22 protein-coding genes and 2 tRNA genes are annotated in these 23,489 nt (G+C 66.0%); 7 read left to right on the top strand and 17 right to left on the bottom strand.

Features of this window, described 5'->3' with window-relative positions; translation table 11 throughout:
- Positions 1-4 precede the first annotated feature (4 nt).
- From EEB15_RS10255 to rpsB, 6 genes are all read right to left on the bottom strand, one after another.
- Positions 5-856: a phosphatidate cytidylyltransferase gene (locus EEB15_RS10255; protein WP_141509752.1), complete on the bottom strand. Its 852-nt coding sequence runs from the start codon at positions 854-856 to the stop codon at positions 5-7.
- Between the two features lie 15 nt (positions 857-871).
- The gene (gene uppS / locus EEB15_RS10250; protein WP_141509751.1) at positions 872-1,597 is read right to left on the bottom strand and encodes a polyprenyl diphosphate synthase; all 726 of its coding nucleotides are present in this window, start codon (positions 1,595-1,597) and stop codon (positions 872-874) included.
- Between the two features lie 39 nt (positions 1,598-1,636).
- Positions 1,637-2,200 (bottom strand): ribosome recycling factor, encoded by a 564-nt coding sequence (gene frr / locus EEB15_RS10245; protein WP_141509750.1) that lies wholly within the window; start codon positions 2,198-2,200, stop codon positions 1,637-1,639.
- Positions 2,201-2,217: 17 nt separating this feature from the next.
- On the bottom strand, positions 2,218-2,940 hold the full coding sequence (gene pyrH / locus EEB15_RS10240) for a UMP kinase (protein WP_141509749.1): 723 nt from the start codon (positions 2,938-2,940) through the stop codon (positions 2,218-2,220).
- An 83-nt stretch (positions 2,941-3,023) separates the two neighbouring features.
- On the bottom strand, positions 3,024-3,947 hold the full coding sequence (gene tsf, locus EEB15_RS10235; protein ID WP_141509748.1) for a translation elongation factor Ts: 924 nt from the start codon (positions 3,945-3,947) through the stop codon (positions 3,024-3,026).
- A gap of 85 nt (positions 3,948-4,032) precedes the next feature.
- Positions 4,033-4,785, bottom strand: a complete 753-nt coding sequence (gene rpsB / locus EEB15_RS10230) for a 30S ribosomal protein S2 (protein WP_141509747.1) — start codon at positions 4,783-4,785, stop codon at positions 4,033-4,035.
- Between the two features lie 185 nt (positions 4,786-4,970).
- Between rpsB and EEB15_RS10225 the strand changes: the two genes are divergently transcribed.
- The 3 genes from EEB15_RS10225 to EEB15_RS10215 are packed head-to-tail and all read left to right on the top strand — an operon-like array spanning position 4,971 to position 9,065.
- Positions 4,971-6,317, top strand: coding sequence for an amidase (locus EEB15_RS10225; RefSeq protein ID WP_141509746.1), 1,347 nt, complete (start codon positions 4,971-4,973; stop codon positions 6,315-6,317).
- Positions 6,314-7,588 carry a D-amino acid dehydrogenase gene (locus EEB15_RS10220; RefSeq protein WP_141509745.1) on the top strand — a complete coding sequence of 425 codons (1,275 nt, stop codon included), beginning with the start codon at positions 6,314-6,316 and terminating at the stop codon, positions 7,586-7,588. Before EEB15_RS10225 ends, EEB15_RS10220 begins: the two co-directional genes overlap by 4 nt.
- Positions 7,589-7,637: 49 nt before the next feature.
- The gene (locus EEB15_RS10215; protein ID WP_141509744.1) at positions 7,638-9,065 is read left to right on the top strand and encodes an NAD(P)H-hydrate dehydratase; all 1,428 of its coding nucleotides are present in this window, start codon (positions 7,638-7,640) and stop codon (positions 9,063-9,065) included.
- Positions 9,066-9,124: 59 nt separating this feature from the next.
- On the opposite strand, the gene EEB15_RS10210 is transcribed toward EEB15_RS10215, so the two are convergent.
- Positions 9,125-9,889, bottom strand: a complete 765-nt coding sequence (locus tag EEB15_RS10210; protein ID WP_141509743.1) for an SDR family oxidoreductase — start codon at positions 9,887-9,889, stop codon at positions 9,125-9,127.
- Positions 9,890-9,905: 16 nt separating this feature from the next.
- Positions 9,906-12,134, bottom strand: coding sequence for a ribonuclease R (rnr, locus tag EEB15_RS10205; protein WP_199236508.1), 2,229 nt, complete (start codon positions 12,132-12,134; stop codon positions 9,906-9,908).
- Positions 12,135-12,189: 55 nt separating this feature from the next.
- Between rnr and EEB15_RS10200 the strand changes: the two genes are divergently transcribed.
- Positions 12,190-12,274, top strand: a tRNA-Leu gene (locus EEB15_RS10200).
- 118 nt (positions 12,275-12,392) lie between these two features.
- Here EEB15_RS10200 and rimO read toward each other — a convergent pair.
- The 6 genes from rimO to EEB15_RS10170 all read right to left on the bottom strand — a co-directional run bounded on the left by rimO (position 12,393) and on the right by EEB15_RS10170 (position 18,194).
- Positions 12,393-13,775 (bottom strand): 30S ribosomal protein S12 methylthiotransferase RimO, encoded by a 1,383-nt coding sequence (rimO, locus tag EEB15_RS10195; protein WP_141509741.1) that lies wholly within the window; start codon positions 13,773-13,775, stop codon positions 12,393-12,395.
- 29 nt (positions 13,776-13,804) lie between these two features.
- Positions 13,805-14,341 (bottom strand): polyhydroxyalkanoate synthesis repressor PhaR, encoded by a 537-nt coding sequence (phaR, locus tag EEB15_RS10190; protein WP_141509740.1) that lies wholly within the window; start codon positions 14,339-14,341, stop codon positions 13,805-13,807.
- Positions 14,342-14,512: 171 nt separating this feature from the next.
- Positions 14,513-14,587, bottom strand: a tRNA-Val gene (locus EEB15_RS10185).
- Between the two features lie 98 nt (positions 14,588-14,685).
- Positions 14,686-15,069 carry a hypothetical protein gene (locus EEB15_RS10180; RefSeq protein ID WP_141509739.1) on the bottom strand — a complete coding sequence of 128 codons (384 nt, stop codon included), beginning with the start codon at positions 15,067-15,069 and terminating at the stop codon, positions 14,686-14,688.
- Between the two features lie 10 nt (positions 15,070-15,079).
- Positions 15,080-17,284, bottom strand: coding sequence for a bifunctional (p)ppGpp synthetase/guanosine-3',5'-bis(diphosphate) 3'-pyrophosphohydrolase (locus tag EEB15_RS10175; protein WP_141509738.1), 2,205 nt, complete (start codon positions 17,282-17,284; stop codon positions 15,080-15,082).
- Entirely contained in the window at positions 17,256-18,194 is a 939-nt protein-coding gene (locus EEB15_RS10170; protein WP_141509737.1) for an alpha/beta fold hydrolase, read from the bottom strand. The genes EEB15_RS10175 and EEB15_RS10170 overlap by 29 nt, the downstream gene beginning before the upstream one ends.
- Before the next feature lie 74 nt (positions 18,195-18,268).
- On the opposite strand from EEB15_RS10170, the gene EEB15_RS10165 reads away from it, so the two are divergent.
- On the top strand, positions 18,269-19,039 hold the full coding sequence (locus tag EEB15_RS10165; protein WP_141509736.1) for a 3-hydroxybutyrate dehydrogenase: 771 nt from the start codon (positions 18,269-18,271) through the stop codon (positions 19,037-19,039).
- On the opposite strand, the gene EEB15_RS10160 is transcribed toward EEB15_RS10165, so the two are convergent.
- Positions 19,040-19,747 carry an SIMPL domain-containing protein gene (locus tag EEB15_RS10160; RefSeq protein ID WP_141509735.1) on the bottom strand — a complete coding sequence of 236 codons (708 nt, stop codon included), beginning with the start codon at positions 19,745-19,747 and terminating at the stop codon, positions 19,040-19,042.
- A 168-nt stretch (positions 19,748-19,915) separates the two neighbouring features.
- Here EEB15_RS10160 and ompR point away from each other — a divergent pair, with 168 nt between their 5' ends.
- Both ompR and EEB15_RS10150 read left to right on the top strand, forming a co-directional pair.
- Positions 19,916-20,647, top strand: a complete 732-nt coding sequence (gene ompR, locus EEB15_RS10155; protein ID WP_141509734.1) for a two-component system response regulator OmpR — start codon at positions 19,916-19,918, stop codon at positions 20,645-20,647.
- A 139-nt stretch (positions 20,648-20,786) separates the two neighbouring features.
- The gene (locus tag EEB15_RS10150; RefSeq protein WP_233259455.1) at positions 20,787-22,178 is read left to right on the top strand and encodes a sensor histidine kinase; all 1,392 of its coding nucleotides are present in this window, start codon (positions 20,787-20,789) and stop codon (positions 22,176-22,178) included.
- A gap of 64 nt (positions 22,179-22,242) precedes the next feature.
- On the opposite strand, the gene ispF is transcribed toward EEB15_RS10150, so the two are convergent.
- Complete coding sequence (ispF, locus tag EEB15_RS10145; protein ID WP_141509733.1) at positions 22,243-22,731, bottom strand: 2-C-methyl-D-erythritol 2,4-cyclodiphosphate synthase; 489 nt, start codon at positions 22,729-22,731, stop codon at positions 22,243-22,245.
- The gene (ispD, locus tag EEB15_RS10140; RefSeq protein WP_233259445.1) at positions 22,728-23,438 is read right to left on the bottom strand and encodes a 2-C-methyl-D-erythritol 4-phosphate cytidylyltransferase; all 711 of its coding nucleotides are present in this window, start codon (positions 23,436-23,438) and stop codon (positions 22,728-22,730) included. The genes ispF and ispD overlap by 4 nt, the downstream gene beginning before the upstream one ends.
- Positions 23,439-23,489 lie beyond the last annotated feature (51 nt).

Raw genomic sequence — 23,489 nt, 5'->3', positions numbered from 1 at the left:
CAGACTAGGTTGCAAAGGTGGCCAACATCATGGCCAGGGGCAACGTGGGAAGCAGCGCATCGACGCGGTCCAGCACGCCACCGTGACCGGGCAGCAGATTGCTCGAATCCTTGGCGCCCGCGCTGCGCTTGATGAGCGATTCGACGAGATCGCCCACCACGCTCATGGCCGCCATGAACAGCGCGGCGATGACCAGCAGCCACCAACCCCGCTCCGCCAGACGCGAGTAAAGGCTGGGCACGGCCGCGAACCAGGCATGGTCGGCCAGCGTCCAGGCCACGGCCAGCGCGAGTACGCCGGCCATGCCGCCCCACACGCCTTCCCAGCTCTTGCCGGGGCTGATCGCCGGGGCAAGCTTGCGCTTGGTGAACTTGAGGCCAAAGGTGCGGCCGGCGAAGTAGGCGAAGATGTCCGCGACCCAGACCAGCACCAGCACCGACAGCAGGAAGTTGACGCCGATCACCCGGGCTTGGGCCATGGCGAGCCACGCGGCCCAAAGCATCACGACGCCGCCGGCAAGGCGGACGCCCTTAGGGACTTTCGGCCAGCCTGGCACACCGACGCGAATCAGCCAAGCTCCGCCGAGAACCCAGAGTGCGCCCACCAGTGCCCAGAGCCAAGGCAGCGGCCGCGCCAGCAGCCCGGCGTACCACGCCGCGCCACACAGCGCGAGGCACACGCCGCCGAGGGCGAGCGAGGCGCCCTGCCCGAGCCCGTTGAGCTTGCCCCACTCCCAGCCCGCCGCCGCGATCATCAACAGGCTCACGGCGACGAACGGGACCGGGGAAGGCCAGAACAGCGCAGGCAGGAGGATCGCCAGCATGACGATGGCGGTGATGACGCGCTGCTTGAGCATGAATGCCTTTGCGGCTCAGGCCGCTTTGCGGTCGGCGGCCGGTGCAATCTGCTCGGACGTGAGGCCGAAGCGCCGCTCGCGCGCCGCGTAGTCCGCGAGCGCCTCGTCCAGCGCGGCGTCGTCGAACTCGGGCCACAGCTTGTCGCTGAAGTACAGCTCGGAATAGGCGGCCTGCCACAAGAGGAAGTTCGAGAGGCGACGCTCGCCGCCGGTGCGGATGATGAGGTCAGGCGCCGCCACGTGGGCGAGCGCCAGTGCCGCGTCGAGGCTCCTCTCGGTGATGGCTTCGCCCTTGGCCGCCAGGCGGGCCGCAGCCTGGGCGATGTCCCAGCGCCCACCGTAGTTGAAGCACACGTTGAACACGAGCCGCGAGTTGCCTGCCGTGTCGGCTTCGGCTTGCACCAGGCCGGCGCGCACCTTGTCGGAGAGCGCATCGCGATCGCCGACGAAATGCACGCGCACGCCCTCGGTCTTCAACTGCGGCACTTCGCGCGCCAGCGCCAGCGCCAGCAGCTCCATCAGGCCCGACACCTCTTCGGCGGGGCGGTTCCAGTTTTCGGAGGAGAAGGCGAAGACAGTGAGCACCTTGATGCCGCGCTCGCCGCAATGGCGCAGGCATGCCCGCAACGCGTCCATGCCCTTCTTGTGGCCGGCCACGCGCGGCATGTAGCGCCGTGTCGCCCAGCGGCCGTTGCCGTCCATGACGATGGCAACGTGGTTCGGGATCGCGCCTTGGGTCATGCTGCAGAGGTCATGGCTCTTGAACGCCGCCGGGGGCCTTCATACCGCCATGATCTCCTGCTCCTTGCCATGGACCAGTTGGTCGATCTCGGCAATGTGCTTGTCGGTGATCTTCTGGACCTCGGCTTCGGAGCGCTTCTGGTCGTCTTCCGACGCCAGCTTGTCCTTCACGAGCTTCTTCACATGGTCGTTGGCATCCCGGCGCAGGTTGCGCACGGCGATCTTGGCGTTCTCGCCTTCGGTACGCACCAGCTTGGTCATTTCCTTGCGGCGCTCCTCGCTCATCGGCGGCATGGGCACGCGGATCAGGTCGCCCATCGAAGCCGGGTTCAGGCCCAGGTCGCTTTCGCGGATGGCCTTCTCGATCTTGGCGCCCATGCCCTTTTCCCAGGGCTGTACGCTGATCGTGCGGGCGTCCAGCAGCGACACGTTGGCCACCTGGCTGAGCGGCATCATCGAGCCGTAATACTCCACATGCACCGTATCCAGCAGCGCCGGGTTGGCCCGGCCGGTGCGGATCTTGGTCATGGTGTTCTTGAACGCGGCGATGGACTGGTCCATCTTGCCCTGCATGGTCTTGGTGATTTCAGCGATCGTGCTCATTTTTTGGGGTCTCCTCTTCAAGCGTAGACGAGCGTGCCTTCGTCCTCGCCCATCACCACGCGCTTGAGCGCGCCGTGCTTGAAGATGGAGAAGACCTTGATCGGCAGCTTCTGGTCGCGGCATAGCGCGAAAGCGGTGGCGTCCATGATGCCCAGATTTTGCGCCATGGCCTCGTCGAACGAGAGCTTGTTGTAACGGGTTGCGGACGGGTCCTTCTTGGGATCCGCGGAATAGACGCCGTCGACCTTGGTGGCCTTGAGCACGAGTTCGGCCCCGATCTCCGCGCCGCGCAGCGCCGCAGCGGTGTCGGTGGTGAAAAACGGGTTGCCGGTGCCGGCCGCGAAGATGACGACCTTGCCCTCTTCCAGGTACTGGAGCGCTTTGGGCCGCACGTAGGGCTCGACCACCTGCTCGATGGCGATGGCGGACATCACGCGGGAGATGAGGCCCTGCTTGTTCATCGCGTCGGACAGCGCCAGCGCGTTCATCACGGTGGCGAGCATGCCCATGTAGTCGGCGGTGGCGCGGTCCATGCCGACGGAGCCGCCAGCGACACCGCGGAAGATGTTGCCGCCGCCGATGACGATGGCCACTTCCACGCCCATGTGTACGACTTCGGCGACCTCCTCAACCATGCGCACGATGGTGGCGCGGTTGATGCCGAAGGCGTCGTCGCCCATCAGCGCCTCGCCAGACAGCTTCAACAAGATTCGCTTGTGGGCCGGCTGGGCATCGGGCATGAAGGACTCCTTGTTTTTGAATTGGGGTGAGTTTAGCGGCCTTCGCAGGCGAATGGCCGGGCCGCGGGGCCCGGCTGGAAGGATCAAGCGCCCTGTTTGGCGGCAGCGACTTGCGCAGCCACTTCAGCGGCGAAGTCGTCGACCTTCTTCTCGATGCCTTCGCCGACCACGTACAGCGTGAACGACTTGACGCTGGTGGCGCGCTCTTTGAGCATCTGCTCGACCGTCTGCTTGTCGTTCTTGACGAACGACTGGTTGAACAGAGAAACCTCCTTGAGGAACTTCTGCACGCCACCTTCGATGCGCTTGGCGACGATCTCGGCCGGCTGGGCCGGCTTGCCGGCGGCTTCTGCCGTCTTGCGGTCTTCCTCGGCCTTGCCGGCGGCGACGGCGCGTTCCTTGGCGATCAGGTCGGCCGGCACGTCGGCGCTGGTCAGCGCGACGGGCTTCATGGCGGCGACGTGCATGGCAACGTCTTTGGCTGCGGCCTCGTCACCATCGAACTCGACCACAACACCGATGCGCGTGCCGTGCAGGTAAGACGCCAGCTTGTTGCCGCCGGAGAATTGCTTGAAGCGGCGGAAGGTCATGTTCTCGCCGATCTTGCCGATCAGGCCCTTGCGAACGTCTTCCAGCGTGGGGCCGTAGCTGTCCTGGCTGTAAGGCAGGGCGCCCAGGGCCGCCAGATCGGCGGGGTTGTGCTTTGCGACGAGCTCGGCGGCGGCCTGGGCCATCGCGAGGAAGCTGTCATTCTTGGTGACGAAGTCGGTCTCGGAATTGGTCTCGAGCATCGCGCCGGTGGTGCCGTCGATGAAGGCCGTAATGACGCCTTCCGCGGTGATGCGGGACGCGGCCTTGCCGGCCTTGTTGCCGAGCTTGACGCGCAGCAGCTCTTCCGCCTTGTCGAAATTGCCGTCGGCCTCCGTCAGGGCCTTCTTGCACTCCATCATCGGGGCATCGGTCTTGGCGCGCAGTTCAGCGACCATGCTTGCGGTAATTGCAGCCATTTTTTTCTTCCTCGTACTGTTCAGTTCGGTTTCAGTTGTGCAAAGGGGGCCCGAAAGCCCCCTTGTTCAGCTCTCGGCAGGCGGATCAGGAGGCGGCGCCTTCTTCCACTTCGACGAATTCGTCGCTGCCTTCGGACACGGCCTTGACCACGTCGTTCACGGCGTTGGAGCGGCCTTCGAGGATCGCGTCGGCGATGCCGCGCGCATACAGCGTCACGGCCTTGGACGAGTCGTCGTTACCCGGGATCACGTAGTCGATGCCTTCGGGCGAGTGGTTGGAGTCAACCACGCCGACCAGCGGGATGCCCAGCTTCTTGGCTTCGGACACGGCGATCTTGTGGAAGCCCACGTCGATCACGAAGATGGCGTCCGGCAGGCTGTTCATGTCCTGGATGCCGCCGATGTCCTTCTCGAGCTTTTCCATCTCGCGGGCGAACATGAGCTGTTCTTTCTTGCTCATGGAATCGAGGCCGGCTTCCTGCTGGGCCTTCATATCCTTCAGGCGCTTGATGGACGTCTTGACGGTCTTGAAGTTGGTCAGCATGCCGCCGAGCCAGCGCTGGTCGACGTACGGGACGCCGGCGCGCTTGGCTTCCATGGCGACGGTCTCGCGCGCCTGGCGCTTCGTGCCCACCATGAGGATGGTGCCGCGGTTGGCGGACAGCTGCTTGACGAACTTGGTGGCTTCCTGGAAGAGCGGGAGCGACTTTTCCAGGTTGATGATGTGGATCTTGTTGCGATGGCCGAAGATGTACGGGGCCATCTTGGGGTTCCAGAAGCGCGTTTGGTGGCCGAAATGGACACCGGCTTCCAGCATTTGACGCATGGTGACGGACATATTGTTTCCTGAAGGTTGGGTCTAAAATCCAGCCCGAAATCGCTGACCCATGTGCATGTGCGCACGGGCATCGACACCTTGTTGGCCTGGATTCGCGTTTCGTCTTGCCGACAGCGTTGTGGACGCACCCTGCGCCCACTACCCGGCAAAACCCAAAGATTGTAGCACGCCCCACCTGGAAGCCCATGCGCCCCGACCTCCTCGCCACCCGTGAAAACCTTCGCAGCGGCCAGGGCCGTGCATCCGACTCAATGGCAGCGTCAATCGCCGCGGCCCAGTCGCCGGCGTGCGCCAGGGCATTCACCAAAACTCACTTCGACACGGCTCGCTCGGCCGCAGCTGCCCCATCGGTCGTGGAGCGTCCGCTCGCGGGCCTGGCCGTCTCGGTCAAGGACCTGTTCGACATCGCGGGCGATGTCACGGCCGCCGGCTCGACGGTCCTGGCCGACGCGCCGCCTGCCACGCGGGACAGCCCGGCCGTGGCCCGACTCAAAGCGGCAGGTGGCGCCATCATCGGGCGGACCAACATGACGGAGTTCGCCTTCTCGGGCGTCGGCGTCAATCCGCATTTCGGAACACCCGCCAACCCTGCCGACGCCGTCGACGAGCGCATCCCCGGCGGTTCGTCATCGGGCGCGGCGGTGTCCGTTGCAACCGGCGCCGCATTCGTCGGCCTGGGCTCGGACACGGGTGGCTCCATCCGCATCCCCGCCGCGCTGTGCGGCATCGTCGGCTTCAAGAACACGGCCCGCCTCACCCCGCGCGAGGGTGCCGTCCCGCTGTCGACCACGCTGGATACCGTCTGCGCGATGACGCGTTCCGTGCGCGACGCCATGCTCGTTCACGAAATCCTGGCCGACCGGCTCGTGACCCGCAGGCACATGCCGCTGTCGGGTTACCGGCTGGCCGTGGCACGCACTTCCATGCTGGACGGGCTGGATCCGGTGGTCGCAACCGCCTTCGAGCGCACGCTTAAAGCCCTGCGCGACGCGGGCGCGAGCATCCAGGAGATCCCCCTGGCCGAGATCCGCGACCTGGGCGCGCTCCAGGCCACCGGCGGCTTCACGGCCCCGGAAAGCTACGCGTGGCACCGCGCGCTGTTCGATCGCGCGGGCGAGCGCTATGACCCCCGCGTGCGCGTCCGAATCCTGCGCGGCACCGGCATGCTGGCTTACGAATATCTCGAGCTCGTCCAGGCGCGCGCCGGCTGGATCGCTCGCGTCGAGTCGGCCCTGCGCGGTTTCGATGCCGTGTTGTCGCCCACGGTTCCCATCACCGCGCCGCTTGTCGCGCAAGTCGCGCCCGGTGCGGAGCGGGACGAAGAGTTCTTTCGCGTCAACGCCCTGCTGCTGCGCAACCCGAGCGTCGTCAACATGCTGGATGGATGCGCCATCTCGATTCCCTGCCATGTGCCCGGCGAACTCCCATGCGGGCTCATGATCTGGCAAAGTGCAATGCGTGACGACACGGTTTTGAACGTCGCGCTCCAGGCCGAGGCCATACTCGCAAAAGCAACAACAGGGAATTCATGAAAATCGCCGTCATCGGCGCCGGGATTGTCGGCGTCACCACGGCCTTCGAGCTAGCCGCCGACGGGCACGACGTCACGGTGTACGAGCGCCGTGCCGCGGTCGCGGAGGAAACCAGTTTCGCCAATGCAGGGGTCGTGGCCCCGGGCTACGTGACGCCGTGGGCGGCGCCGGGCATGCCGGGCAAGGTCGCACGCTTCCTGCTGAGCCAGCATGCCCCGGTCCGCGTGTCCCTTCCTTTGTCCCGCGACGAGCTGTCGTGGATGAGGCAGTGGTACCGCGCCTGCGACCTCGCCAGCTACCAGGCCAATCGCGCGCGCATGCAGCGCCTGGCGTTCTACAGCCGCACCCGCCTGAACGACATCACCGATCACTTCCAGCTGGAGTACGACCGCAGCACCGGCTACATGGTCCTGCTGCGCGGCGAGAAAGACCGCAAGCTCGTGCAGCCCGGCCTCGACTTCCTGCGCGAAGCCGGCGTCGTGTTCAAGGAAATCGACGCCGCACAAGCGCGCGCGATCGAGCCTGCGCTGAGCCCCGACACCGACTTCGTGGGCGCCGTCCACCTGCCGCAGGACGGCGTCGGCAATTGCAGGCAGTTCGCCATGCTGCTGAAGAACGAGGCGCAGGCGCGCGGGGTGACGTTCGAGTTCAACTGCGCCGTCGGACCGCTGGACCAAGCCAATCCCACCTCGTTGCAGGTGTGGAGCCTGGACGCCACCGCGCCCGTGCCGCGGCGCTTCCACGCCGTCGTGGTCTGCGGTGGGGTCGACTCCGCGCAGTTGCTGCGTCCTTTGGGGCTGCACGTGCCGCTTGCCGCGGTGTGGGGCTACTCGATCAGCGCGCCGATCCAGGAGCCGCTCAACGCCCCGCGCAGCGCATTGATGGACGAACGCTACAAGGTCGCGATCTCGCGCCTGGGCAACCGCGTGCGCGTGGCCGGCAGCGCGGAGATCGGCGGTTCACCGGACAAGAAGAACCCGGCCGCGATCCAGACCCTGTACAAGGTGTTGCACGACTGGTTTCCGGGCGCCGCGCGCATCGCCAGCACCGGCGCGACAGTGCAGGAGTGGAAAGGCGCACGCCCGATGCTGCCCGACGGGCCGCCGCTGCTCGGGGCCACCGGCATCCCCGGCGTATGGATCAACCTGGGGCACGGCTCCAGTGGTTGGGCACTGTCGTGCGGCAGCGCCCGCGTCGTGGCCGACCTGATGGACGGCCGCGCACCGGAGGTCGACATCGAGGGATTGGGCGTGGAGCGGCTGGCCGCGTGAACGCAAAGGCGTGATTAAACTGTCATTGCGGACGCTTGATCCGCGATCCATGCAACGCGTCACAACCCATCAGCCCTGGCCGCTTTTCGACGTCGCGGCAACCCGCGCGATCGAATCCGCGGCAGCCGCGTCGCTGCCACCTCACACCCTCATGCAGCGCGCCGGCCTGGCCGTGGCCCGGCTGGCCCTGGCGCTGGCCCCGAACGCGAAAACCATCTGGATCGCATGCGGCCCCGGCAACAACGGCGGCGACGGCTTCGAAGCCGCGATGCACTTGCAGGGCTGGGGCAAACAGGCCGTGGTGACGTGGCTGGGCGACGAAGCGAAGGCGCCGGCCGATGCACTGGCATCGTTGAAGCGAGCCCGCGACGCCGGTGTTCTGTTTGCGAGCGAGCCCCCCGCGCACTGGGACCTGGCCATCGACGCCCTGCTCGGCCTCGGCGGCGCCCGCGCCATGGACGGCGCGATGGCGCAATGGGCCGCGCTCATGAGCGCGGCCCCGGCACCCGTGCTGGCAGTCGACCTGCCCTCCGGCCTTGGCGCCGACACGGGCGCAGGGCACACCGTCAGAGCGACGCATACGCTGGCGTTGCTGGTGTTGAAACCGGGACTCTTCACCGCTGCGGGCCGCGATGCGTCGGGCCAGGTCTGGCTCGACGATCTGGGCGTCGGGCATGGCGAGCAAACGCCGACTGCGTGGCTGGCTGGCCCCCCGGCGGTGCCCGTGCGGGCACATGCATCGCACAAGGGCAGCTACGGCGACGTGGGCGTCGTCGGCGGCGGGCCCGGCATGACGGGCGCCGCGCTGCTCGCCGCGTCGGCGGCATTGCATGACGGTGCCGGACGGGTATTCGTCTCTTTGCTCGACGGCATGGGGCTTGCAATCGACCCCCCGCAGCCGGAGCTGATGCTGCGCCCCTGGGACTCGCTCGACCTCGCGCACATGGCTGTCGCCTGCGGCTGCGGCGGCGGGGACTCGATCCGGGCAGTACTGCCCAAAGTTCTTTCATCGGCCGACTCACTGGTGCTTGACGCCGATGCACTCAACGCCATCGCAGCCGACATGCAACTGCAGTCGCTGTTGCAAGCGCGAGCGCGCCGGCAAAAGGCCACGGTGCTCACACCCCACCCCCTGGAAGCGGCGCGCCTGCTCGGCTGCGATACCACTCACGTCCAGGGCGACCGCCTCCGAGCCTCGCGTGACCTCGCACAACGTTTCGCGTGCGTGGTGGTGCTCAAGGGATCGGGGACGGTGATCGCAGCGCCGGGGTCGGCGCCGCTGATCAACCCCACCGGCAACGCGCGCCTGGCCACGGCGGGCACCGGGGATGTGCTGGCGGGAATGATTGCCGCGCGGCTGGCGGCAGGCGCCTCGGCGATGGATGCCGCGGCGGGCGCGGTCTATGCGCACGGGCTGGCGGCGGATCGCTGGCCGGCGGGCGAGCCTCTTACCGCGAGTGCATTGGCGCGCCGATAGAACGGCCTGGATTGCGGCGGATCCGGAGGATCCCTCCGGGATCGGCCCGCAATGACAGCCTAGCCTCGGCCCACGAACGGCATTTTTGTGGCCATGACCGTGTGAAAGAGGACGTTCGCCTCCAGCGGCAGGTTCGCCATGTAGAGGATCGACTGGCCGACGATGTTCACGTCCATCAGCGGTTCGATCGCGATCTCGCCATTGGCCTGGGGCACGCCCTTGGCCATGCGCATCGCCATTTCCGTAGCAGCGTTGCCGATGTCGATCTGGCCCACGGCGATGTCGTACTTGCGGCCGTCAAGCGCCGCCGTCTTGGTCATGCCGGTGACCGCGTGCTTGGTGGCGGTATAGGCGATCGAGCTGGGCCGTGGCGCGTGCGCCGAGATCGACCCATTGTTGATGATGCGCCCGCCCATCGGCGTCTGCGCCTTCATCTGGCGGAAGGCCTGCTGGATGCCGTAGAACATGCCGTTGAGGTTGGTGTCGACCACGCGTTTCCATTGCTCCAGCGGCAGGTCTTCCAGCGGCCCTGCGGCGGCGCCGACACCGGCGTTGTTGAACAGCAGGTCGACGCGGCCCCAGGACTTCGCCGTCGTGGCAAACAGCGCCTCGACCGACGCTGGATCCGTCACATCGGTGGGAACGGCCATCGCGCGGCCATCCGCATTCGCCTGCGCCACCACCTCGTCCAGCGGCTCCTTGCGGCGCCCGGCGATGGCGACTCGCCATCCATCACCCAGCAGCGCCAGTGCCGCCGCCTTGCCAACCCCGGTGCCACCCCCAGTGACGATGGCGACCCGGCCGCCCGTTGCATTCGTAGTCATTGAAAACTTCTCCCCGTTAACGCCTGGCCTTGCGGCTCTTGCCTTTGGCCACGGTCTTCTTGACCGCCGCCTTCAACGCCTGGATGGGCGACTTGGCCTCGGCCTTCTTGGCTGCGCGCTTGGTCGACGACTTGGCGGGTGTACCGCTGGCACCGCCGCGGCCACCGCCGGGCACGCCCTTCTCCTTCAATGCGCGAGCCACGAGTTCCTCGCCCTCGCGCACCAGACGGAAATCGATCTTGCGGCCGTCGAGGTCGACGCGGCTCACCTGCACACGAACACGCGTGCCGATGACATAGCGGATTCCGGTGCGCTCGCCGCGCAATTCCTGCCGCGCCTCGTCGAACTTGAAGTATTCGCCGCCCAACTCGGTGATGTGCACCAAGCCTTCGACGTACATCTGGTCCAACGTGACGAAGATGCCGAAGCTGGTGGCCGCCGTGACGATGCCCCCGTACTCCTCGCCCAGGTGTTCGCGCATGTACTTGCACTTGAGCCAGGCTTCCACGTCGCGGCTGGCTTCGTCGGCGCGGCGCTCGTTGGCGCTGCAATGCAGGCCCGCGGCTTCCCATGCCTGCACTTCGCGGCTGGGCGGAGGGGCGGGCTTCTTCAGCTTGTTCTGCGGCGCCTTGACGCGCGACGCCAGGCGGCGCGCCAGTTTCTCGTGCGCCTCACCGGGCGTCGGCAACGCCGGCAGCTCGTACTTCTCGTTGCGCAGGATCGCCTTGATCACGCGGTGCACCAGCAGGTCGGGATAGCGCCGGATCGGGCTGGTGAAGTGTGTGTAGGCGTCGTAGGCCAGGCCGAAGTGGCCGGCGTTGATCGGCCCGTAGATTGCCTGCGACATGGAGCGCAGCAGCATCGTGTGGATCTGCTGCGCGTCGGGCCGCTCCTTGGTTGCTTCGGCGATGCGCTGGAACTCGGCCGGCAGCGGGTCCTCGGTGATGGTCAGCGGCACGCCGATGGCCTTGAGGTAGTTGCGCAGCAGGTCCTTCTTCTCGGGCGTCGGGCCTTCGTGCACGCGGTACAGGCCCGGGTGCTTGCTTTGCTGGATGTAGTCGGCGCTGCAGACGTTGGCCGCCAGCATCGCTTCCTCGATCAGCCGGTGTGCATCGTTGCGCACGCGCGGCACGATACGCTCGATGCGGCCGTTCTCGTCGCAGATGATCTGCGTTTCCGTCGTTTCGAAGTCCACCGCGCCGCGCACGTTGCGCGCCTTGAGCAGCGCGCGATAGGCGTCGTGCAGGTTCAGCAGGTCGGTGACGCGGTCCTTGCGGCGCACGGCCTCGGGGCCGCGCGTGTTGGCCAGGATGGCCGCGACTTCGGTGTACGTGAAGCGCGCATGGCTCCACATCACGCCAGGGTAGAACTGGTACGCCTGGATCTCGCCGGTGGCGGTGATCAGCATGTCGCAGACCATGCACAGCCGCTCGACCTCGGGGTTGAGCGAGCACAGTCCGTTCGACAGCTTCTCCGGCAGCATGGGGATCACGCGGCGCGGGAAATAAACGCTGGTGGCGCGGTCGTACGCGTCAATGTCGATCGCGCTGCCGGTCTCCACGTAATGGCTCACGTCGGCGATGGCCACCAGCAATCGCCAGCCCTTGCCGCGCCCGACCTTGGCCGGTTCGCAGTACACCGCGTCGTCGAAGTCGCGTGCGTCCTCGCCGTCGATGGTGACGAGCGGGACGTCGGTCAGGTCGACACGATGCCGCTTGTCCTGCGGGCGGACCTTGTCCGGCAGCGAACGCGCGAGGCCGATGCACGCATCGGAAAACTCGTGCGGCACGCCGTACTTGCGCACGGCGATTTCGATCTCCATGCCGGCGTCGTCGATCTCGCCCAGCACTTCCTTGACGCGGCCCACGGGTTGGCCATACAGGCTGGGTGGCTCGGTCAGTTCGACCACGACCACCTGCCCAGCCTTCGCGAGGCCCGTGGCGCCCTTGGGGATCAGGACGTCCTGCCCGTACCGCTTGTCTTCCGGCGCGACGAGCCAGACACCGCTCTCGTGCAGCAGCCGCCCGATGATCGGCTGCGGCGGCCGCTCGATGATCTCGACGACGCGGCCTTCGGCGCGGCCCTTGCGGTCGTGGCGCACGACACGCGCTTTCACGCGGTCCTTGTGCAGCACGGCGCGCATCTCGTTGGGGGGGAGATAAATGTCACCTTCGCCGTCGTCGCGGACCACGTAACCGTGCCCGTCGCGATGGCCCTGGATGACTCCCTCTATTTCATCAAGCAGCCCTGTGCTGATGTGTCCGATATTTTTGATATAGAATCCTTTTCTTTCCTGAGATGCCCAGATGGCGGAATTGGTAGACGCACTAGTTTCAGGTACTAGCGAGTAACATCGTGGAGGTTCGAGTCCTCTTCTGGGCACCAACAATGGAGTTGATCATAAAGCCGGCGCTGCCGGCTTTGTTGTGAACGAAGTGTACAAATTGAGCCGCTCCTACCGAGCGGCTTTTTTGTTGGGCATGTCTGTTGGGCAGAATGCCGCTCAGACAGGGACAGCCACCAGGTCGTGGCCCTGCGTGCCGACGATGCGCGCCTGGGTGAACTCGCCCACCCTCAGCTGCTTGCTGATCTTTTCCGGCGGCAGCAGCTTCACGGTGCCGTCGATCTCCGGCGCATCCGCATAGGAGCGGCCCACGCCGCCCTTGCGCCCCAACGCCGGGGCCGAATCCACCAGCACCTGCATCGTCATGCCCACGCGCTCGCGCAGCTTGGCGGCTGACACTTCCTCTGCCACCGCCATGAAGCGCGCGCGGCGTTCTTCACGCAGTTCTTGCGGCAGCATGCCGGGAATTTCGTTGGCCAAGGCTCCCTCGACGGGGCTGTAGGCAAAGCAGCCGGCCCGGTCGATTCGCGCCTCGCGCATGAAGTCCAGCAGGTGCTGGAATTCTTCTTCGGTCTCGCCCGGAAAGCCCGCGATGAACGTGCTGCGGATCACGATCTCCGGACAGGCTTCACGCCAACGCTGGATCCGCTCCAGGTTCTTCTCGCCACTGGCGGGCCGCTTCATGCGGCGCAGCACGTCGGGGTGGCTGTGCTGGAACGGCACATCGAGGTACGGCAGGATCTTGCCGGTCGCCATGAACGGGATGACTTCATCCACCGACGGATACGGGTAGACGTAGTGCAGGCGGACCCACGCGCCGTACGGCTCGGCCATTTCGCCCAGGGTCTGCACCAGTTCCAGCATGCGGGTCTTGATCGGCTTGCCGTCGTAGAAGCCCGTGCGGTATTTCACGTCGACACCATAGGCCGAGGTGTCCTGGCTGATCACCAGCAACTCGCGCACGCCGCCTTCAAAAAGCGCCTTGGCTTCTTTCAGCACGTCACCAATGGGCCGGCTGACCAGATCGCCGCGCATCGACGGGATGATGCAGAAGGTGCAGCGGTGGTTGCAGCCCTCGCTGATCTTCAGGTACGCGTAATGCCTCGGCGTGAGCTTGATGCCGGCCGCCGGAACGAGGTCGATGAACGGGTCGTGCGGCTTGGGAAGGTTCAGGTGGACAGCGTCCATCACTTCCTGCGTCGCGTGAGGGCCGGTGACGGCCAGCACCGAAGGGTGCATCTGCTTGACAAGGTTGCCGCCGCCCTCGCCTGCCTTGGCGCCCAGACAGCCGGTGACGATCACGCGGCCATTTGCCGCGAGCGCCTCGCCGATGGTGTCGAGGCTTTCGCGCACCGCGTCATCGATGAAGCCGCAGGTGTTGACGATCACCAGGTCCGCGCCCTCGAAGGTCTTGGACGTCTGGTAGCCCTCGGCACTCAGCTGGGTGAGGATCAGTTCGGAATCCGTCAGGGCCTTGGGGCAGCCCAGGCTGACGAACCCGACTTTCGGGATTTTGGTTTCGGGGGAGGCAACTTCGCTCATCCCTCTATTGTCCCAGTTAACCGGCACGCCTATCGCTTGATGCCAAATGCCCCGAGCATCTGCTCCGTCTGCTTGGCCATCTGCTCCTGCATCTTGTCGAAGACGGTCTTCGACTGCTCGACGTAGTTGCCCATCACCCCCTGCATCAGCGGGTTCTGCAGGCTCATGAACTGGGCCCACATCTCGGGCGTGAGCGTCTTGGACTGCTCGGTCAGTTTGGCCTGGATGTCGGTGAAGGCCTGCACGTTCTTCTCGAGGTACGACCCCATGAATGCCTGGGAAGCATGCCCATAGATGCGGATCAGGTTGGCCAGCGCGGCTTCACTGAACATCGGCTGGCCACCGGCTTCTTCTTCCAGGATGATCTGCAGCAGGATGCTGCGCGTCAGGTCCTCATTGCTCTTGGCGTCGCGCACCACGAAGGATTCGCTGTCCATCACCAGCTGCTTGACCTCGGCCAGCGTGATGTAGGTGGAGGTGTCCGTGTCGTAGAGCCGCCGGTTGGGATATTTCTTGATGACGCGCTGCGCGGGCTTGCCGGCGGCGGCGGTTTTCTTGCTTTGCACTGAGGGGCTCCTGGGCACGGGCGCGCTGGGACCGGCGCTCGGGTATTGCACTGCAGCAGATTCTAGGGAGGGGGCGGGGGCGTTTCCCCAAGGTTTTCCCTGACGATGGGGCCGCCAAAAAGCAAAAGCCTGCTTCCTTGCGGTTGCAGGCTTATTGCAAACACTGTTCATTGGTGGGCCGTGGAGAGATCGAATCTCCGACATCCTCCACGTCAAAGAGGCGCTCTACCGCTGAGCTAACGGCCCGTGTCATCGGTGCGCCCCTACAAAAGCAGTTGGGCTACCTGACAGCCTCGAATTATAGCAAACCCGGAACCCATGCGGATTTATGGCGCACCTCTGAGTCAGAGTGGGCCCCAGGGCTTCTTCTTTCGCTGGCCGTGCGGCAGGCTGTCGCGCAGAACCCTGGCTTCCTGGCGAGCCCGCCACAAGTTTTTGACCTCTTCCGGCGACTGGTCGAGCCAGAGCTTGTAGTTGGTTTTGCGCACAGCGCCGACTTGCATGGAGACGGCCCAATAGAAGCGGGCCGGGCAAAGGCCCGGCTCCAGGGGTGCCCCGTTGAAAGAGGCGACGAATTTCGCGCCGGCCTTGATCCGGCGCGCGACCGTCGGACCTGAGCTCGCATAGACGGCGGCGTCCGTGCCATCCTCACGCTGCGGCTTGCACTCCACCTTGCCCGCCAGCTCGCAGGCGATCAGGAGAAGATCGATGGATGGGGGTTCGTCCATCAGTGCGGCCTCAGCGCCGCTTGGCCCAGCGCACACCGCCCACTTCATTGACAAGGCCAAGCACCTTGTTCAGGCGGCCCGAGTCGGCCACTTCGACCGTGAATGTCATCCAGGCGGTCCCCTTGACGGATTGGGTCTGCACACCGATCACGTTCATCTTTTCCTTGGCGAACACTTCCGAAATGTCGCGCAGAAGACCCTGCCGGTCGGCCGCCTCCACGCCCACGTCCACCGGGTAGACAGCGCCGCTGTCGGCCTTCGGTGTGCCCCACTCAACGTCGATCACGCGCTCGCCGTTGCGGGCCGACATCTCGCGGAAATTGCTGCAGTCGCGGCGGTGCACGCTCACGCCCTTGCCGCGCGTGACGAAGCCCGCGATGGCGTCGGGCGGCGCCGGCTTGCAGCATTTGGCGAGCTGCGTCATCAGCGAATCGATGCCCACCACCAGCACGCCGCCCTTGGGCGTCTTCTCGACATTGCGCGACTTGCGCAGCAGCAGCAGGTCGTCCACCGCGATCGGCGCTTCGGGCGGCCGCAGCACGGTTTCGATCTGGCGCAGCGAGTATTCGTCCTTGCCCACCACCGCGAACAGGTCGTCAGCCGACTTGAAGCCCAACTGCGACGCGAGGTCTTCCAGCTTCACCGCTGTCTTGCCTTCGCGCTGCAGCAGTTTTTCCACTGATTCACGGCCCCGCGCGATGGTCTCGTGCTTGATCTGCTCGTTGAACCACGCGCGGACTTTCGCCTTGGCGCGATGGCTCGCCAGGAAGTGCAGGTCGGCATTGAGCCAGTCGCGCGACGGCCCGCCCTCTTTGGCCGCCGTGATCTCCACGGTCTGGCCGTTCTGCAGCTGCGTGTTCAGCGGCACCATGACGCCGTCGACCCGGGCGCCGCGGCAGCGGTGGCCCAGGTTGGTGTGCAAGGTGTACGCGAAGTCCACCGGCGTGGCGCCCTGCGGCAATTCGACGATCGCAGCCCCGGGCGTCAGAACGTAGATGCGGTCTTCGAACAGCCCCTCGCCCGAGCCGGCGAGGTCCCGCTCCCACGCCAGCAGCTGGCGCAGCACCGCGATCTTGGCGTCGTACTCGCCGGCAGCCGACACGCCCGAATAGCCCTTGCTGCCCGCTTCCTTGTACGCCCAGTGCGCCGCGACGCCGTGCTCCGCGTGGTCGTGCATGGCCTGCGTGCGGATCTGGATCTCGATGGCCCGGCCCCCAGAATCCCGCACGATGGTGTGCAGCGACTGGTAGCCGTTGGCCTTGGGCCGTCCGATGTAGTCGTCGAACTCTTCCACCATCGGCGTGAACTTTTCGTGCACCCACGACAGCGCCGCATAGCAATCGTCCACCGTGGGCACGATGACGCGCAGCGCACGGATGTCGAACACGTGGTCGAAGTCCAGCGACTTGCCGCGCATCTTCTTCACGATGCTGTAGATGTGCTTGGGCCGGCCATGCACCTGGGCGCGGATGCCCCGCGCCTTGAGCTCCGCCTCCAGCCGGGAGCGCATCTCCTCGACATAAAGCTCGCGCTCGACGCGCTTCTGGTCCAGGAGTCCCGCCACCTGCTTGTACGTGTCGGGCTCGAGAAAACGGAAGGCCAGGTCTTCCATCTCCCACTTCAGCTGCCAGATGCCCAAGCGGTTGGCCAGGGGCGCGAACACATTGAGCGCTTCACGCGCAACGCTCGGCGGTGCCACGGTCTTGCAGGCCGCGTGCCAGCGCAGGGTCTGCAAGCGCGACGCCAGTCGAAGCATCACCACGCGCAGGTCGCGCGAGAACGCCAGCAGCATCTTGCGCACCGCCTCGGTCTGGGCCTTCGGGTCGTCCACCAGCCGGCCGGCGTCTTCCGCTTCGCGCGTCTGCAGCTGGATCTTCACCAGCTTGTTGGTTTCCATCGCCAGCGCGGCGTAGCTGTCACCGAATGCCTTGGCGATCACCTCCTGCGGCTTGTTCAGGTGCGCGACGGCATAGACGAGGTAGCTCGCCGCCTGCATGGCTTCGGAGCCGCCCATCGACTTCAGGATGGCGGCGACCGCATCGGCGTGGGCCAGGGTGTTCTCGCCGGTGTCCAGCGTCTCGGCCGCGATGAACGGCTCGGCAAACGCGCGTGCACGCGCCAGGGCGTGGGCTTGGTGCGGCAGCGCCTGCTCGGTGGCGGCGATCAGCTCGGGAACGGGCGCGGAGTCAACTTGCTCCGCTGTCAGGCTTTTCATGGGAAGTCGGTCTCAGCAGGAAAGAGGCCACGGCCTCGACCTGATCGTTGGTGACGAAGGTGGGGGCATGGCCCACGCCTTCAAATTCGATGAGGCGCGCGCGAGGGCCGCGCCCGGTCATGGCTTGCGCCGTGGCCGGCGCCAGCACGTCGGATGCGGCGCCGCGGGTGATCAGCGTCTCGGCCGTGATGTTGTCATAGGCCTGCCACAGCGCGGCCTGGCCGTCCTGCGCGGACTCTTGCGTGACGCTGCGGAAAGGCACGGCAATGGAAGGGTCGTAATGCAAGGTGAAGCCGCCTTCGGCCAGGGGCTTGACCATGGGCTGCGACAGCGCCAGCCACTGCTCGGGCGTGTGCGCACCGAACCCGGTGGAGATGGCCCACATCATGTCGGCCGCCTGCTGCACCGTGTCGAAGCGGCCCGTCTTTCCGAGGTAGCCGCCGATGCGCTGCACCGCTTCCCACTGGATCACCGGGCCCACGTCGTTGATCACGAGTCTGCGCACCGGCGCGGGCAGCGGGAGCTTGGGCGTGCCGCAAAGCCCCAGGCTGATCAGCCCGCCCATGCTGGTGCCGACGAAGTCGAGCGTCTTGATCGGCGCCTGCTGGTTCAGTTGCGCCAGTAGCGCCAGCATGTCGCCCACATAGTTGGGGACCTGGTAGCCGGCGGGGTCCTTGAGCCAGTCGCTGCGGCCGCGCCCGACCACATCGGGGCAGACGACGCGCAGCGGCTCCTCGGCGCGAGCGACCAGCCCCTGCGCCAGCACGTCGAAATCCCGTCCCTGGCGCGAAATGCCATGGATGCAAACGACGACGTGCGCGGCTTTCGCGTCGCCCCATTCCCAGTACGCCATGCGGTGCCCGCCGGATGGATCAGGGCACGGTACGTAGTTCAGCGTAGGTTCAGGCATGGCGTGGAAAAACCCGGATACTTTGCGGGTTTGCTTGTGGTTCCACAGCATCCTAATCCAACGGAGACTTCCTCATGCTCAAAGGCAAGACTGCCCTCGTCACCGGCTCCACCAGCGGCATCGGCTTAGGCATCGCCAAGGCCCTCGCCGGCCAGGGCGCCAACATCGTCCTCAACGGCTTCGGCGACGTCCAGGGCCCCAAGGCCGAAGTGGAGGCGCTGGGCGTGAAGGTGGCGTACCACGGCGCGGACATGAGCAAGCCGTCCGAGATCGAGGACATGATGAAGTTCGCCGCAGCGCAGTTCGGCCGCGTCGACATCCTCGTCAACAACGCAGGCATCCAGCACGTCGCACCGGTCGAAGATTTCCCACCGGAGAAGTGGGACGCCGTGATCGCCATCAACCTGTCCAGCGCGTTCCATGCCACGCGCCTCGCACTTCCCGCGATGAAGGCGGCCAATTGGGGCCGCATCATCAACCTGGCATCGGTGCACGGCCTCGTCGCGTCGGCGCAGAAGTCAGCGTACGTCGCCGCCAAGCACGGCCTGGTCGGCCTGACCAAGGTGACCGCGCTGGAAAACGCCACCACCGGCATCACCTGCAATGCGATCTGCCCCGGCTGGGTCCTCACGCCGCTGGTGCAAAAGCAAGTCGATGCGAAGGCCGCTGCCAATGGCTGGAGCAACGAGGAAGCGACCAAGCAGCTTCTCGGCGAAAAGGAGCCGTCGCTGCAGTTCACCACGCCGGAAGAACTGGGCCAGCTGGCCGTGTTCTTCTGCTCGCCCGCGGCGAACAACGTTCGCGGGGTGGCTTGGAACATGGATGGGGGTTGGGCGGCTCAATAACTATTTGAGTTGCACCGACCCTGATACGGTCACCATCACCGTGCTCTTGCCTGCTTCGACCGGCACGGCCATGTCGGCGGACGCAGCCTTGGCCTCCATCTGCATACGCATCATCGGGCGCGGGAATCCTTGGTCGTTCGCATTGATGGCCACCTCGCGCAGCGTGTAGCCGGAAAACCCGAAGCCCTTCGCCAGTTCACCGGCTTTCGCCTTGAAGCGCTCGATGGCGATGGTCTGCGCCTCGCCTTCGACCTTGGCACGCTGCTCGCGGCTCAGGCTGAAGCTCACGCCGCCCATGGTCATGGTCTGGATGCGCCCTGCCGTCTGCGTGATGCGGGCGAAATCCCGGCCTTCCAGGATCAGCTCAGCCGTCCCGTTCCAGCCGCTGATCTTGCCGTCGCGCGTGCTGCGCGGGTACAGCGAGAAATTGCCGGTCCGCACGTCGAGTTGGCCGGGCTGCGCCGCCTTGCGCGCTTCGGCCAGTGCGGCATCGAGCGCGACCTTCAGCTGGTGCTGCACGGCGTTGGCGTCGGTACCTTCGCGCGTGGTGGTGAGGGACAAGCTCAACAGGTCCTGTTGCACCTCGACGGACCCGGTCGCTGACAGTTGCAGCACGTTTTGCGGCGGCGGGTAGGCGACGGTCTGGGCGAACGCGGGAGCCGCGGCGATGACCGCCGTGAAGAGCAAGGCAGTGATGAGATTTTTCATATGCCGATTTAAACGGCCCAGGCGCTTGCATGGGGTTACGAAGGAATGAATTTCGTATTGAACTGCAGGGCAACATTTGTAACACTGTGTCAAGGGTCCGGGAAAACCCCGCACGCAGGCTCCCAAGCCCCTCAGAATCGGCTCTGTTACATATCTCTTTGGAGCACCATGACACAAGCTGCAGCCCGTACCGACAAGATCCTGGTGGTAGACGATGACGCCCGCATCCGCGACCTGCTGCGCCGCTACCTCACCCAGGAGGGCTTCGAGGTCATCCTGGCGGAAGACGGCAAGGCCCTCAACCGCCTGATGCTGCGCGAGACGGCCGACCTGATCGTGCTCGACCTGATGATGCCGGGCGAAGACGGCCTGTCCATTTGCCGGCGCCTGCGTGCCGCCAACGACCGCACTCCGATCATCATGCTCACCGCCAAGGGCGAGGACGTGGACCGCATCGTCGGCCTGGAAGTCGGCGCCGACGACTACCTGGGCAAGCCCTTCAACCCACGCGAGTTGCTGGCCCGCGTCCATGCCGTGCTGCGCCGCCGCCCGGCGCAGGAAGCGCCTGGCGCACCGTCGAGCGACAACGAAGTGGTCAGCTTCGGGCCGTTCGCCTTCGATCTTGGTGCGCGCACGTTACGCAAGAACGGTGAGGAATTGCCGCTGACTACCGGCGAATTCGCAATGCTCAAGGCCCTGGTGCGGCACCCGCGCCAGCCGCTGTCGCGCGAAAAGCTCGCCCAATTGGCCCGTGGCCGCGAATTCGAGCCTTTCGACCGCAGCCTGGACGTGCAGGTCTCGCGCCTGCGCAAGCTCGTGGAAATGGATCCGGCGGCTCCGCGCTACATCCAGACGGTGTGGGGCGTGGGCTACGTTTTCGTGCCGGACGGCGCGGGCTGATCACATCCCCTTTGCGAATCACCAATAATCGGAGGGTGAGCCACATCAACAGGGGACATGCGTGATCCGCGGGGTCAATTCGACGAGCATCGACGTCACCGGCCCGGCACCGCTTGAAACGGCGCCGGCGCCGCTGGAGATGCGCCCGCGCGTCGGCCTCTCCCTGTTCTGGCGAACTTTCTTCCTTCTGTCGCTGCTGCTCATCGGCAGCATCGTGGCCTGGCTGCAGACATTCCGGGCCTTGGAGTTCGAGCCGCGGGCGGTGCAGACCGCCCAGCAGATCGCCTCCCTCGTCAACCTGAGCCGCGCCGCCCTGGTGCACTCGGATTCGATCAACCGCGTTTCCCTGATCAAGACGCTGGCTGACCAGGAAGGCGTGCGCATCCTGCCGCGCGAGCCTGGCGACCGCTATGCCAACTTCAGCGCCGGCGAGCTCGACACGCGCATCATGGAAGAGCTGGCCAGCCGCCTCGGCCCCGGCACGCTCATGGCGGCCAGCGTGAACGGCGAAGAAGGCCTGTGGATCGGCTTCAAGATCGAGGCCGACCAGTACTGGATGCTGCTGGACCGCGCACGCTTCACCAGGGTCGGCGGCAAGACGTGGCTGATCTGGCTGATCACCGCTGCAGGGCTGTCGCTCGCCGGTGCCGCCTTGATCGCGCGGCTCATCAATCGCCCGCTCAAGCAGCTTTCCTTTGCCGCCAGCCGCGTGCGCGACGGCGATTTCGACGCCAGCCGGCTCGACGAAAAGGCCGTGACCAGCGAGATCCGCGAAGTCAACATCGGGTTCAACCGCATGGCCCAGCAGCTCGCCAAGATCGAACAGGATCGCGCTGTGATGCTGGCCGGGATCTCGCATGACCTGCGCACGCCCCTGGCCCGCCTGCGCCTGGAAACCGAGATGAGCGTCGCCGACAAGGACGCACGCGACCACATGGCGGCCGACATCGACCAGCTCGACGCCATCATCGACAAATTCCTCGATTACGCGCGGCCGGACCATGCCGAGCTCAAGCCGGTGCTGCTCAACGACGTCATCGAGGCTTGCCTCTACGCCGTGCAGGACCAGGGCGACATGCGCATCAACCTCGACGTATCCAAGGGCCTCTACGTGCTGGCCGACGAGGTGGAGCTGGCGCGCGTCATTTCGAACCTGCTGGAAAACGCCCGGCGCTACGGCAAAACGCCCGAGACCGGCATCGCGATCGTGGACATCGCCGCCAAGTCGCGCAACGAATGGGTGCTGCTGAAAGTGCGCGACCACGGCATGGGCGTTGCGCCAGAAGCGCTGCCCAACCTGATCAAACCGTTCTTCCGCGGCGACGCGGCGCGCACGGCCGCCACGGGCGCGGGCCTGGGCCTGGCCATCGTCGACAAGACCGTGCAGCGCATGGGCGGCATCTTCGCCCTGGCCAACACCACCTCGGGCGGCCTCGCCGCGCACATCAAGCTGCAAAAGCCGAAGTTGCCCGTGGCCGGCGAGGAACCGGAGGAAATGGCGCCACGGTCCAAGGCCGAGCCGGCGTACTAGGAAATGACAGATGACAAATGACGAATGACCATGCCGTCATTTGTCATCGACGGCGAAGCCGAAGTCATTTGTCATTCGCCAGCAGAACGATCGCGCGCGCCTCAATCGCCAGGCCCTGCCCCACGGGGCCCAGCTTCTCCGCCGTCTTGGCCTTCACGTTGACTTGCGCTGCCGAGAGGTCCAGCGCCTGCGCGATGCGCGAGCGCATCGCATCGATGTGCGGTGCGAGCTTCGGAGCCTGGGCGATCACGGTGCTGTCCACGTTGCCGATCTGGAAGCCCTGCTCGCGCACGCGCCTCGCCGCCTCCGTGAGCAGCACGATCGAATCCGCGCCCTTGAACCGCTCGTCGGTGTCCGGAAAGTGGCTTCCGATGTCGCCCAAGCCGGCCGCGCCAAGCAGCGCGTCGGTGATCGCGTGCAGCAGCACGTCAGCATCGGAATGCCCGAGCAACCCGCGGTCGAAAGGAATTTCCACTCCGCCGATCAGCAGCTTGCGCCCCGGCACCAGGGCGTGGATATCCCAGCCTTCGCCGATGCGAAAACTTGGCTTCACCGGGCTCGACCCTTCAGCACCGCTTCAGCCAGAGCAAAGTCGTCCGGGTAGGTGACCTTGAAGTTCTGCGTGCCGCCTTGCACAAGCATCGGCCTTTGTCCCAGGCTTTCCACGGCCGTCGCTTCGTCAGTCACCTGCCCGCCGGCTTTCTCCAGCGCGTGCATCAGCAGGCCGATGCGGAACATCTGGGGTGTTTGCGCGAGCCATTTGTCCTCGCGGTCGATCGTGGCAGCCACGCGCCCGCCCTCCTCGCGCTTGAGCGTGTCGGGCAGCCGCTGTGCCAGCAGGCCGCCGACCTCGTCGCCGGCGCACGCATCGATCAGCGAATCGATCAGCGCGGGCGTGATCAGGCAGCGCGCGGCGTCGTGCACGAGGACCCAGTCCTGCTCGGTCGCGCCGGCGCGTGTCAACTCGTAGAGGCCGTTGGCGACGCTGGCGGCGCGGGTGGCGCCACCGCACGGCACGACCAATGCCGAGGTGGCGTTGCGTTCGAAGAAGCCATCGCCCGGCGCAACGACCACGACGGTGCGGGCAATGCGCTTGACGGCGGCGAATGCCGCGAGCGTGTGCCAGACCATGGGCTGCCCGGCGATGCGCTCGTATTGTTTAGGCCCCGGGGTGCCCGCGCGGGTGCCTGTGCCGGCGCAGGGAACCAGGGCGTAGAACCGTGAAGGGGGGTGATCGGGTTTGCTGTCACTCGTAGCCATAAGGTCCATTCTAGAATCGAGGCTCACACCCCACCCTCTTCAGGCGCGGGG

The organism is Ramlibacter sp. WS9, from assembly GCF_003797765.1.
GTDB lineage: Bacteria > Pseudomonadota > Gammaproteobacteria > Burkholderiales > Burkholderiaceae_C > Ramlibacter.
Note: the sequence above shows the minus strand (reverse complement) of the source record. Positions and strands in the feature narration are given on the sequence as shown.